Origin of the sequence: Noviherbaspirillum sp. UKPF54 (assembly GCF_007874125.1) — a bacterium.
Classification (GTDB): Bacteria; Pseudomonadota; Gammaproteobacteria; order Burkholderiales; family Burkholderiaceae_D; genus Noviherbaspirillum.
This window is the reverse complement of the sequence record NZ_CP040128.1, coordinates 197,401-210,285: the sequence shown is the minus strand read 5'-3', so window position 1 is coordinate 210,285 and position 12,885 is coordinate 197,401. Positions and strand designations below refer to the sequence as shown.

Annotated in this window: 8 protein-coding genes; 3 read left to right on the top strand and 5 right to left on the bottom strand. The window is 64.2% G+C overall.

Annotated features, from left to right (window positions below; all coding sequences use genetic code 11):
* Nucleotides 1–44 precede the first annotated feature (44 nt).
* The gene (gene tolA, locus FAY22_RS00955; protein ID WP_146328497.1) at nucleotides 45–1,676 is read right to left on the bottom strand and encodes a cell envelope integrity protein TolA; all 1,632 of its coding nucleotides are present in this window, start codon (nucleotides 1,674–1,676) and stop codon (nucleotides 45–47) included.
* A gap of 83 nt (nucleotides 1,677–1,759) precedes the next feature.
* On the bottom strand, nucleotides 1,760–2,299 hold the full coding sequence (locus FAY22_RS00950) for a hypothetical protein (protein WP_146328496.1): 540 nt from the start codon (nucleotides 2,297–2,299) through the stop codon (nucleotides 1,760–1,762).
* 256 nt (nucleotides 2,300–2,555) lie between these two features.
* On the opposite strand from FAY22_RS00950, the gene FAY22_RS22110 reads away from it, so the two are divergent.
* A complete protein-coding gene (locus FAY22_RS22110; protein WP_210411868.1) occupies nucleotides 2,556–4,034 on the top strand; it encodes a hypothetical protein in 1,479 nt (492 codons plus the stop codon).
* Between the two features lie 127 nt (nucleotides 4,035–4,161).
* Here the strand turns inward: FAY22_RS22110 and FAY22_RS00940 are convergent, their stop codons facing one another.
* Both FAY22_RS00940 and FAY22_RS00935 read right to left on the bottom strand, forming a co-directional pair.
* Complete coding sequence (locus FAY22_RS00940; protein ID WP_371417407.1) at nucleotides 4,162–6,510, bottom strand: penicillin-binding protein 1A; 2,349 nt, start codon at nucleotides 6,508–6,510, stop codon at nucleotides 4,162–4,164.
* A gap of 178 nt (nucleotides 6,511–6,688) precedes the next feature.
* On the bottom strand, nucleotides 6,689–7,957 hold the full coding sequence (locus tag FAY22_RS00935) for a glycerate kinase (protein WP_146328494.1): 1,269 nt from the start codon (nucleotides 7,955–7,957) through the stop codon (nucleotides 6,689–6,691).
* A 166-nt stretch (nucleotides 7,958–8,123) separates the two neighbouring features.
* Here FAY22_RS00935 and FAY22_RS00930 point away from each other — a divergent pair, with 166 nt between their 5' ends.
* Together FAY22_RS00930 and FAY22_RS00925 are read left to right on the top strand one after the other, a co-directional pair.
* Nucleotides 8,124–9,710, top strand: a complete 1,587-nt coding sequence (locus FAY22_RS00930) for a sensor domain-containing diguanylate cyclase (RefSeq protein WP_146328493.1) — start codon at nucleotides 8,124–8,126, stop codon at nucleotides 9,708–9,710.
* 272 nt (nucleotides 9,711–9,982) lie between these two features.
* Complete coding sequence (locus FAY22_RS00925; protein WP_146328492.1) at nucleotides 9,983–12,172, top strand: CHASE domain-containing protein; 2,190 nt, start codon at nucleotides 9,983–9,985, stop codon at nucleotides 12,170–12,172.
* Nucleotides 12,173–12,196: 24 nt separating this feature from the next.
* Here the strand turns inward: FAY22_RS00925 and FAY22_RS00920 are convergent, their stop codons facing one another.
* The gene (locus FAY22_RS00920; RefSeq protein ID WP_146328491.1) at nucleotides 12,197–12,856 is read right to left on the bottom strand and encodes an energy-coupling factor ABC transporter permease; all 660 of its coding nucleotides are present in this window, start codon (nucleotides 12,854–12,856) and stop codon (nucleotides 12,197–12,199) included.
* Between the last annotated feature and the right edge of the window lie 29 nt (nucleotides 12,857–12,885).

Sequence of the window (12,885 nt, the reverse complement as noted above, 5' to 3'; positions counted from 1 at the left end):
GGGGCCAATCCCATGGCTTCACGGGCCACTGCCGGCACGGCCTTTCAGCGTGCCTGGTCCAGCAGCCTGAGCTTGTCGTCGAAGTTCCAGGTGCGCCGGATCTCGATCACGTCGAAGCGGCGCGCCAGTTCCGGCGGAAACGCGGCGTAGCGTGCGTTGAGCCTGACGATGCGCCGCACCGCTTCGTCAAGTTCCGGGCGTCCGCTGCTGCGATGGAAGACGATGTCCTCGACGCTGCCGTCGCTGCGCACCGCCACGGTCACGACCGGTTCTGTGTATGCCGACTCGACCAACGACTGCCTGTAATTCAGGCGCCCGTTGCGCTCGATCTTGAGACGCCAGCTTTCCACATACATCATCACGCCGATGTCGTGGTCGGCACGCCCGAGCGCCGAGCGCCGGCGCGCGGGGTCGGCAGCCTGAGGCGCCGGATCGGGCACCGGAGGCGTCAACTGGCGCGGCAGCGGCGGCATGTCCTGTGCCTCGCCGGATTTCCTCGCCTGCTCCAAAGCGCGCGCGGCGAGACTGCCGCCGGGCGCATTGGGCGCCACGGCAGCCATTTGCGCTGCACTCTCCTTTTCGGCGAGCGCCTGTTCACGCCGCGCCGCGGCGGCCTGTTCCTGCCGGCGCGCTTCCTCCCGCGCGCGCTCCTGCATGGCGAGCTCTTCCGCCTGTTTCTGGCGCAGCGCCGCTTCCAGCGCCTGCCGGCGCTCTTCGCGCTCCATCGCCGCGCGCTGCTCTTCTTCCTGCAGCCGCAGTTCCTCGCGCATTCTCGCTTCCATCGCTTGCGCGCGATGTGCGTTTTCTTCTTCCTGCCGACGTTGTTGCGCGGCTTGCTGTTGCGCTGCTTCTTGCGCCTGGCGCGCTGCACGCTCCTCATCCTGCCGCTGCGCCTCGCGTTCGAGTACGCGCCGCACGCGCTCTTCTTCTTCGCGCCTTTGCCGTTCCAGCATTGCCTGCGCCTCTTCCTGCCTGCGTTCTTCCTGTTCCTGCACCCTTGCTTGTGCTTCGCGGACATGCTGCTCGGCCTCTTGCTCCGCGCGCGCATCCATTTGCTCGTGCACAGGTGACGCGGCCAGCGCTGCCGCATCCGGGGGCGCCGGTTCCGGCAGCGCATCGGGATGCGACGCGACTGCCCGGTCGGGCCCGTCGAAGATGGGAAGCGGCACCGAGAACGTGTTCTGGCCCATGTCGTCCTGCGTCAGAAGGCGCGGCCCCGAGGCGACCATCCCCGGCTTGCGGGGCCTCGCAGGCGCGCGCGCCGGATTCTCAGTGCGGGCATGCATGGCCGATGTTATTGCTGCGGAGGTTTTCCCTTGCGCATCAGGCGACGCCGGTTGCACGTTAGCGGGCACGGCAAGTGCGCGTCGCTGCGGTGGTTCGATGCGCTCCGGCGGATGCTCCTGCGTGCTCGTGCCGTCCGGTGTCACGGATGCCGTTTCCGGGATGCGTGATGGATTGGCCAGCACCACGCGCAATCCATCCGCCTGCGCGCGCCGCTGATTCCACGGCAGTTCCAGGCCGGGCAGCCCCAGCCCGGGAAGCCCGAACTGCAGCGACATGACGAATGCATGCGCCAGCAAAGACAACGCGAAGGCAGTCGCAAGCCGGCGCCGGTATTGCGCGTCGTAATGACGTGCGTGTTCAATCACTGGAAGATGCGCGCGCTGCTTCATCGATGCTCCGCAACGTCCATGCCTGGCCCCGTTGCGTCAGGCGTCGGAAACAGGCTCATCGGCGAACTGCGTCGCGCCTGGCGTCACGACTGCTCTTTGAGCAGGCAGAGCGATTCGATCAATGGCGCAAAATAGGCGCGCGATGCGGCGTAATCGATGCAGGCATAGTCATGGAAGGAAGCCCGCACCACCAAGGGGGGAGCCGCGATGATCTTGCCGATGACGCGGTAGTTGTTGCCTTCTGCCATGCAGTCCGTCGTCGAAATGCAGGCCTGGTTCAGCGCGTCGCTTTCATCGTCGATGATGCGCCATTGATAGCCGCCCATATTGTCGAGCGACTTCAGGTCGTTGGCGCGAAACACCTTAATAACTTGTTCTGCAGCACGGTTATCGTCCTCGCGCAATTTCCAGGTACTGATATACAAGCCCTTGGTACCGTCGCTTGCCTCGAAGTAAAGCGAACTGCTGCTGCTCGCATCGCGTTGTTCCCAATCGGAAGGTAAGGACATGATCCACGTGTCGGTGCGGATGGTGCAATAAGTAGTCAATTCATTTCCCCTGAGTACAGCTTGGCTGCTGGCAGCATAAAAATCGGCCGCATTTCTTGTTCTTTCTCTCGTCATGCCAAGCCTGGACCTGCTTCGTGCCGTAGCATAACGCAATACCGGTACCGGAAGGTGATTCCCGAGGGACAGTGTCGTTTCAAATTGGAAAATAGAGGTTGATCAAAGGTTCGTTTCAATGCTGCACGATGAGATTACGGCGTTGCTCGATCTCAAACTAGGCGAAGGACGTGGTGGATAAATTGAGGAAACTCCTTCTCTCGAACAATCGATTTGAGGGAGGGCTTTCCCAACCCCATTTCGAGGACCAACGTCAATGCGAACTCATCTGCGCCTCACACTCCTCTCCCTCTCCGTCTCGCTCGCTCTCGCTGCATGCGGCGGTGGCGGCGGCTCGAGCACCGCCCCCGATTCCGGCGCTCAAACGGGTGGCAATAACAATGGCTCGCAAACCGGTAATACGGGCAACACCGGTAACACAGGCAATACCGGCAATACCGGCAATACGGGTAACACGGGCAATACTGGCACCTTCCCGACCACCACCGCGTCGACCATCATGTCCTGTCCTGCGGACGCGCTTGATCCGGGCACCACGTCCCAGTGCAGCGGCAACGACGTCGCCGTTCCCGCAGCCAATGGCAACGGCGTGCTGGTGACCAGTTCCGGCGTGCAGGCCTACGCCAAGTCGACCAAGGACAATCCGACTTCGGCCGAGGGATTTGCGCTGGCTACGGACGGCATCGCCGAGGTCAGGGTTTTCAAGGGCACCAGCAGCGTGTCCAAGCCCACGCTGATACTCAGCAATCTCGGTATCAAGTGGGACGGCGCGACCGAAAGGCCTCCGATCATCGAGCGCTTCCTGTCCACACAGGGCCGTACGGACTTCGGCGCAAACAGGACCATCACCGTTGGCTCACTGCCCGACATCAGCACGTTCACCTTCGACGCCACCAAGCGCAGCGACCCGACGTTCCAGGCGCGCTTCGCCAACAACAGCTACTTCCCGCGCACCGCTCCGGAGTCGGTCTGCCCGACCAACACGACCTGTCCGCCCGCATCGACTGCAGGTTCCGTGACCTTTGCTGCGGGTAACTGGCAAAGCGGCGGCACCGATGCGGACCTGACGACTGCCGGCCGCCTGCACGAGGATGGCGATGTCAAGGGCCCGAACGTCCCCTTCCCCGGCACGAAGGGATATCGCGACTTCGCCAACTACAGCTACCGTTATGTGAACATGGCCAAGTGGCTGTCGCAGGACACGGTCGAGATTGCCGAATGGACCGCCACCACGCAAGTCAACGAACACAGTCAGAACCGCCGCGGCGTCGTCGCCTACGGCGCGGTAACGGATCCGGCCACGGTGCCGACCACCGGAACGGCTACCTACAAGGGCTGGCTGTACGGCTGGTATGCCAAGTCCGCCGCCGATCCGGATCCTGCGCCGTTCCGTGCCGAAGTGACGGTCACGGCCGATTTCGCCGCGCGCACGGTGACGGTGACGACGATTAACGGCACCAATGTCGGAGCCACGCCGAACGTCGCACTGACCTTGCTGAACTTCACCTCGAAGGTCGCCATGGGCGCCGCCAATTCCAACCTCGCCAACTACATGACCGGCGCGATCACCAGCGGCGGCTTGCAGGGCGGGCTCGGCGGCCGCTACTTCGGTCCGGTCGAAAGCGGCGCCGGCGGCAGCGGCCCTGCTGAAGTCGGCGGCGCCATCCGCATGCAGGATGCCACCGGCGCCGCGCTGGTGGGCGGTTTCGTCGCCATCAAGCGCAATCTCCCGTAACATCGCCGACAAGAAAAGGGGGGCAGGTTTTCCTGCCCCCCTTTTCATTCGTGCCACCGCGGCACAACGATGCATCCGCGATCCGTCTTCTTGGAGGCAGTTCGCGCAAGCGCTTTCGAACAGGCTCTTACTTGCCCACATCGATCCCGTTCAGGATGGAAAGCGCGCGCACCGCGTCCGAAGATCCTGCATTGTCATCGAACCCGACGCTGCGCACGCCACCGCCCGCCGCATCTTCCTGATAGCGCCAGTCGCCATCGGCCAGCGCCAGGCCCGCCGGTGCCGGCTTCTGGACTTCCGGCTTGCCGGCGAGCGCGACTCGCATGTAGTCGACCCAGATCGGCAGCGCCAGCGTCGCGCCGAATTCGCGGCTGCCGAGCGACTTCGGATCGTCGTATCCCATCCATGCCACCGCCACCACGTTGGCGCCGTAGCCGGCGAACCAGCCGTCGAGCGCATCGCTGGTGGTGCCGGTCTTGCCGGCGATGTCGGCGCGCCCGAGCTTCTGGCCCGCCGCGGCGCCGGTGCCGTTGCGCACCACGTCGCGCAGCATGCTGTCCATCACGAACGCGTTGCGCGCATCGATCACGCGCGCGCCCTGCGTGCCGGCGCGCACCGGCCTGGCGCTGAACAGTTCCCGGCCGCGCGCATCGGTGACCTTGCGGATCAGGTAGGGATTGACGCGGTAGCCGCCGTTGGCGAACACGGCATAGGCGCCGGCCATCTGCAGCGGCGTGGCCGAGCCGGTGCCGAGCGTCATCGTGAGGTTGCGCGGATGCTTGTCGGCGCCGAAGCCGAAACGCTCGAGGTGCTCGTGCGCGTACGGCACGCCGACCGCGCGCAGGATGCGCACGGAGACGATATTCTTCGATTTGGCCAGGGCGCGGCGCATCGAGATGGGGCCGTCGAAGCCGTCGTCGTTCTTCGGTTCCCAGGCCTGCCCGCCGGTGTCGGCCGAGCCGAGGGCCAGCGGCGCGTCGTTGATCAGGGTGCCGGGCGCAAAGCCCTTCTCGAGCGCGGCCGAATACACGAAGGGCTTGATGCTCGACCCCGGCTGGCGCCATGCCTGCGTCACATGATCGAACTTGCCGAGGCTGAAATCGAATCCACCCACAAGGGCGCGGTAGGAGCCGTCGTCGGCATTGAGCGCGACGATGGCGGCCGCCACCTCCGGCAGCTGCGTGATCCGCCAGCGTCCGTTCGCATCCTGCATCACGCGGATCACGGCGCCGGGCCTGATGCGCAGGGGCGATTTCGCATTCGCCGACAGGCCGGCCGCCGCCAGGCGCAGGCCCTCGCCGGCAATGTCGATCGCGTCGCCCGACGCGGTGAGCGCGCGCACCGCTTTCGTCGAAGCGGACAGCACCACGGCGGGCAGCAGGCCGTCGCTGGCCGGGCGTTTCGCCAGCTCGTCGTCGATCGCTTCCAGCCGCGCGTCGGCCGCCTTGGGCAAGGCGATGATTGCTTCCGGGCCGCGATAGCCGTGCCGCATTTCGTAATCCATCACGTTGCGCCGCAGCGCCTCATAGGCGGCATTCTGGTCGCGGCTGAGAATGGTGGTGTAGACGTTGAATCCGCGCGTATAGGTGTCTTCCTTGAACTGCTCGACCATCGCCTGCCGGGCCGCCTCGGCGACGAACTCGGCGTGGGCGCCGAACTCCTGCCCGCCGGTGCGCACGCGCAGTTCCTCGCGCGCCGCCTGGCGGTATTGCGCGTCGGTGATGTAGTCGCGGTCGCGCAGGCGCTGCAGGATGTACAGCTGGCGCTGCCGTGCGCGCTTCGGGTTGGCGACCGGATTGTTGGCCGCCGGCGCCTTGGGCAGGCCTGCCAGCATGGCCGATTCCGCGATCGTCACTTCCTGCACGGGCTTGCCGAAATAGGTGCGCGCCGCGCTGGCAAAGCCGTAGGCGCGCTGGCCGAGATAGATCTGGTTCATGTACAGCTCCAGGATCTGGTCCTTGGTCAGCGCTTCCTCGATCTTGTAGGCGAGCATGACCTCGTACAGCTTGCGCGTATAAGTCTTCTCGCGCGACAGGAAGAAGTTGCGCGCGACCTGCATCGTGATGGTCGACGCGCCCTGTCCCATGCCGCCGCCGGCCAGGTTGGCTACCGCCGCGCGCAACACGCCGGTGATGGCGATGCCGCCATGCGCATAGAAGCCCTCGTCCTCGGTCACCAGCAGCGCTGTTTTCAGGATCGGCGGGATTTGCCTGATCGGCACGTATTCGCGGTGCTCCTGGCCGAATTCACCGATCAACACATTGTCGGCCGTATAGACGCGCAGCGGGATTTTCGGCGTGTAGTCGGTGAGCGTATCGAGCGACGGCAGGTTCGGCTCGATGACGAGCTTTATATAGGCTACGGCGAAGGCGGCGAACACGCCGGCGATGGCGAGCAAGCCGAAGAGCAAGGGCCAGAGGATGCCGCGCGAGCGTGGCGGCGCTTTTTTGGGAGGGGCTTTTTTGGACTTGGTCAATTTGGAGCCGGATGACGTGTTGGGGAGCAGCCAGCGCATGCCGCGAGGGGCGTTTTGCTATGCGCGCCGACAAGTATAAGAAGCCGGGCGGCGATTTGTCGTCCCGCAAGAAAAATTTACAAATGCCGCGGCCGCCAAAGCGTGGCCTGATCGACAACGCGGCCGCCGAACAACCAGCCTACCAGACCAGGATCGCCCTGAAATCGTTGACGTTGGTGCGCGTCGGCCCGCTCACCACCAGTTCGCCCAAAGCGCTGAAAAAACCGTAGCCGTCGTTATTGTCGAGCATGGCGCGCGGTCGCAGGCCGAGCCGCGCGGCGCGTTCCATCGCATCGGGAAGGTAGAGCGCGCCGGCGTTGTCTTCCGTGCCGTCGATGCCGTCGGTGTCGCAGGCGATCGCGGCGACGCCCGGCGTGCCGTCGAGGGCCGTCGCAACGCTCAGCAGGAATTCCGCATTGCGCCCGCCGCGCCCGTTGCCGCGCACGGTCACGGTGGTCTCGCCGCCGGAGATCAGCACGCAGGGCCGTGAAAACGGCTCGTTGCGCAGCGCGACCTGGCGCGCGATGGCGGCATGCACCAGGCCCGCGTCGCGCGCCTCCCCTTCTATACAGTCGGACAGGATATGGGGCGCCACGCCGGCCGCGCGCGCCGTCGCGGCAGCAGCTTCCAGCGCCTGCTGCGCGGTGGCCACAATATGATGCTCGTTGCGCACGAAGCGCGCATCGCCGGGCTTGGGCGTTTCCCCCGCGCCGGACGTCAAATGCCGCTCGATTGCAGCCGGAATGTCGATACGGTACTTGCGCAGCACCGCCAGCGCATCGGCGCAGCTGGTCGGGTCCGGCAGCGTCGGGCCGCTGGCGATGATGCCCGCATCGTCGCCGGGCACGTCGGAAATGAGCAGCGTCACCACGCGCGCCGGCGCGCAAGCCAGCGCCAGGCGCCCGCCCTTTATCGCGGACAGGTGCTTGCGCACGCAGTTCATCTCCGAAATCGTCGCGCCGCTCTTGAGCAGCGCCTTGTTGAGCGCCTGCTTCTGCTCCAGCGTGATGCCCGGCGCCGGCAGCGCCAGCAGGGCCGAGCCGCCGCCGGAAATCAGGCACAGCACCAGATCGCGTTCGCTCAATCCCTGCACCATCTGCAGCATGCGGCCGGCGGCCTGGCGCCCGGCTTCGTCGGGCACCGGATGCGCCGCCTCGACGACTTCGATATGGCGGCATGCGGCGCCATGACCGTAGCGCGTCACTACCAGCCCGGCAATCTCGCCCTGCCAATGCCGCTCCACCGTGCTGGCCATGGCCGCGGCCGCCTTGCCCGCGCCGATGACGAGCGTGCGGCCGCCGGCGGGCGGCTGCGGCAGGTACGCAGGCAGGCACTTTTCCGCGCTGACGGCGTCCACGGCACTGGCATACATGTCGAGCAGCAGTTGGCGGGGATCGATCTCATGCATAGGAGTACGGGAAAATGGTTGAGCGGGCTGGAGAATTGGCAAAAAGCCATCGCGCGCCATCCCTCCGTCGCGCCATTGCAGCTTGGCGGAGACGAAGCATGCGTCACGCATTGACGTATAGCGTAATAAAGCTGAAACTGATCCAGCAGTGTAACGAGAATAACGGATGCGCGCTGAAACCGTAAAAAAGCTGGGAGGCATGGTGCTGGCGTTGGCCACGATCGCCGCGGCCGGATACCTGTCGTATTCCTTTAGCCACAACGCCGAAATTCGCGACTTGCATGCCAAGGCGGAGCGGCGGCTGGCCACGTCCAGCGCGACGCTGTTCGCGCCGATCGACAAGTACCGCTACCTGCCGGCGCTCGTCGCGCTGCAGCCGCAAGTCATCGATGCGCTGCGGCACCAGGACGACAAGCGGCGGCTGCGCCTGGCGAACATCTACCTCGAACGCGCCAACAGCAGCGCCGAGTCAGCCGTCGTCTATATCCTCAACGCCAAGGGTGTGGTGATCGCGGCGAGCAACTGGCAGCAGCCGACGAGCTTCGTCGGCCAGAATTACGCGTTTCGCCCGTATTTCCAGGATGCGCTGCGCGATGGTAGCGGCCGGTTTTACGGCGTCGGCGTGACCAGCAAGATGCCCGGCTTTTTCCTTTCCCATGAAGTGCGCGACGGCGGTTCGGTGCTCGGCGTGGCTGCTGTCAAGGTCGATCTGGGCAACCTGGATGCAGGATGGAACAGTGCCCGCCTGGGAGGCGAATTCTTCGTGACGGATGAGCACGGCGTGATCTTCCTGAGTTCACACCCCGACTGGAAGTACCGGCCGCTCGCTGTCCTGACGGCAGACGCGCGCGACGAGGTCAGACGCACGCGCCAGTACGATACGGTGCTCAAGGAACCGCTGGCGATCACGACGCTCGCCCAGCTGCGGACGGACGAAAAGCTGGCCGATATCGCGCAGGAAGACGATGCCGCCAACGGCCGGCGGCAAGAGCGCTATTTCATCAAGACCGCGTCGCTGGCCGACTCCGGCTGGACCTTCAACGTGCTCATTCCGACGGCATCGGCCGACCTGCGCGCGGCGGGCACCGGCGCCGCCACGGCCGTCGCGGCGGCATTCATCATGCTGGCGGTACTGTATGTGCAACAGGCCCGCCGCCGCAGCCAGGAACGCGAAAAATCGCGGCAGGAACTTGAGCGCACGCACACCGCGCTCGAACAGCAGCACCGCGAACTGCAGCAACTGACCGAAGAGCTGCGCGTCACCTCGATCACCGACCCGCTGACCGGCGCCTACAACCGGCGCTTCTTCTTCGAGACCGCCGGCAAGCTGGTCAGCGCCGCCCAGCGCCACGGCTCAGCACTGTCGATCGTCACGATCGACGTCGATCATTTCAAGCGCATCAACGACTTGTACGGGCACCCGGCCGGCGACGAGGTGCTGCGCAAGCTGACCGAGATCTGCAAGGATGCGCTGCGCGAAAGCGACGTCTTCGCACGTTTCGGCGGCGAGGAGTTCATCATGGCGCTGCCCAACAGTGACAGCGCCGCAGCCTATGCGGCGGCGGAGCGGCTGCGCATCACGACGATGGAACAGACCATTGTCGTCAAGGATGCCCCGCTGCGCATCACGATCAGCTGCGGCGTATCGCAATTCCTTCCGCAGGAAACCGGTATCGACGAAACGCTCAAACGCGCAGATGAAGCACTGTACGAGGCCAAGAACAGCGGGCGCAACCGGGTGGTGCTGTGCTAAGCGGAAAACGCTTATTGGGGATTTTCCTTAAATATTTCCCCAAAGCAACTCATCACCTTCAAACCAGCTTGCCCTCGGAAAAACGGGGAATCGGCTATCCTATGAAATGCCTTTCGGCATCATTAAAAGATGCTGGAACGTCAACAGATTTCACAAACTGGAAACGGAAAAAGTTATACACTGCGCCTTCTTTTTTTCCATGTGTTAACTTCCCGCGTCTCTTAGTCCGCATCGAAACAGTCCATTCGTCAACGAAATTTACCCGCCGTTAGATGCTCCTTCCGGTTCGATTCATCAAAGCCCTGCTCTCCTCCACCGTCTGGTGGCTAGGCGTGGCGGTGTCGCTTGTACTGGCGCTGCTGGTGGCCAGGATGGTCGACAGCAAGACCGAGGCGGTATTTGATTACCAGGTCAATAATGCGCAGCTCGCGATTCAAACCCGGATGCGCGCCTATATCGATGTATTGCGCGGCACAAGCGCCCTTTTCTATACAGGCAACAGCATTTCCCGGGAACAGTTCCATGCCTACGTGACGCATCTGCAGCTCGATCGCAGCTTCCCCGGCATTACCAATCTGAACGCCGCCTTCCATATCACTGCGCCCGAAAAAAGTGCGTTCGAAGCAGCGGTACGCGCCGAGGCCGGCATGAGCGGCGCCGGCCATCCCGATTTTCGCATCACGCCCGCCGGCGACCGTGCCGAGTACCATGTGCTGACCTACTTGGAGCCGCTGGAAACCAACCAGGCATCGTTGGGCCTCGACATCGCATCGGTCGACACCGTGGCCAGGACGCTGGCGGTGGCGCGCGACACCGGCCAGCTGATGTCATCTGGACGGCTCATCCATGTCTCGGGCCCGAACCGGCATGTGGGCATGGCGATGCGCATTCCGCTATACCGGCGTGGCATGCCGACCAGAACTATCCAGGAAAGGCGCGCCGCATACTACGGCTCGGTAGGCGCCGGTTTCGACATCAGCAAGCTGATGCTTGGCGCGGTTGACAAAAAGGTGCTGCCCCACCTGGGCTACAGGATCTATGACATCGGCGTGTCCGGCGACCGGCCTGGTTCCGGGACCCGGGATGCGGGCCACTTGTTGTTCGACAGCGAGGCCGGGGAGGCGAAGCCGGCCCCGTCGGGGCCGGTATTCGTCAAGCGGGTGGCAATGACGGTCGGCCCGCGCGTATGGGAAGCCGAATTCATCGCAAGCAAGGCTGCCATGATGGATGAACTGGACAAGTCGCTGCCGCACATCGTCCTGGTGGTCGGCCTGGGAACGGCGGGGCTGTTATTCAGCATTATCTATTCGCTGACATCGGCGCGCCGGCGCGCGGTGGAACTGGCCAAGGAAATGACCAAGGACTTGCGCGCCAGCGAAGCCAGCCTGGCCGAAGCGCAGCACATGGCGCACCTGGGCAGCTGGCTGCTCGACATCACCACGCAGACGATGACCTGGTCGGCCGAAACTTTCCACCTCTTCGGAATGGAGCGGCATTCGGCACTTCCGAACTATTCGGACTACCTGCACCGCGTCCATGAAGAAGACCGCCAGCGGGTCCAGTCCGGCCTGGCCAAATCGCTGCGCAGCGGCGAAGAGTTCAGCACCGAGCACCGCATTGTGCGGTGCGACGGCACCACCCGCTGGGTACAGACGATCTGCCGCCCGAGCAATAACAACGGCGTGATCGTGTTGCGCGGGACCATCATGGACATCACCGAACGCAAGCAGACGGTCGAGGCGCTCAAGCGCTCGCGCAAGCTGCTGCGCGAGCTGACCGCGCATCAGGATCGTGTGAAGGAAGACGAACGGCGCCGCATCGCGCGCGAAATCCACGACGAGCTGGGACAGACGCTATTGGCGTTGCGCATCGACGTGTCGATGCTGGAGACGCGCACCGGCAACACGCACCCGCGGCTCAACGAAAAGGTGCGCGGTGCGCTGCAGTACATCGACGCCACCGTCCGGACCATCCGTACCATCATCAACAACCTGCGCCCGGCGGTGCTCGACCTCGGGCTGACCGCCGCCATCGAATGGCAAGTCAATGAGTTCCGCCGGCGCAGCGGCATCTCCTGCGAACTGGTACTGGGCCAGGAAGAATTCGCGGTGGACGATGCGCGCGCCACCACCCTGTTCCGCATCCTGCAGGAATCGCTGACCAACGTGATCCGGCACGCCAAGGCGAGCCACGTGCTCATCGAACTGAACAAGGAGGGCGAGCATCTGGTGATGAAGATCGCCGACAACGGCGTCGGCATTCCTCCCGGCGCACGCAAGAGCTCCAACTCGTTCGGGCTAGTCGGCGTGGAAGAACGGGTACATGCGCTGAATGGCAAGTTCGTGATCGCGAGCGCGCCAGGCGCGGGCACCACCCTCACCATCCATATTCCTCTCGCCACGGAAAAACTGCCGGAAGACGTGGCCGGCGGAAAACTGGTACGCGGATCCGGCGCCGAATGAGCGCTGCCCCGTGGCGCCGGCCGCTCACTTTCCGTGCAAATACACGTTGTCGTCGAAGGTCAGCACCCATTGCGGGCGATAGACGGTGAAGATGGTCAGCAAAAAACCGGTCAGGAATGATTCGCCCCAGGCCAGCAGCAGCATGTAGGCAACCGTGTCGCCACGGGTCGGTGCATGCACCACCCACAATTCGTTAGCGCCGAGCGACATGAGGCCGATGGTCGACAGCATCGCCATCGCGCCGAAAAACCCGTTGCCGAGCAAGTACACGAAAATATTGCGCGGGAAATACGTCCGCGTCAGGCGCATCACGGTTTCACCGCAGTAAGCCGGCAGTACCGACAGCAGCAGCAGGTTCATGCCGAGATTGGTCCACAGTCCTTCATGTATCGCGGTGTACGCGATGACCGACAGCGCGATGCCGGTGATGGCGAGCTGCCGTCCGAACATCAGCACGAACAGGGGCATGCCCAGCAGGTGCAGCGCCATGCCGCCAGTAATCGGCACGTCGAAACGCCACAGCAGCGGCAGCAGGATGATGAAGGCGCACCACGCGGAAAACGCGCCCGGCGCGGTCAGCGCCTTCCAGGGCGCGGTCCTGACCGCATGCGTGATGATGACTAGCGCGGCCAGGCTGGCCAGGAAGGCGCTCGTCACCGGCAAGGAGAAAAGAAAGATGCCCATGACGTACCATTATAGGAACGTCCTGCCTG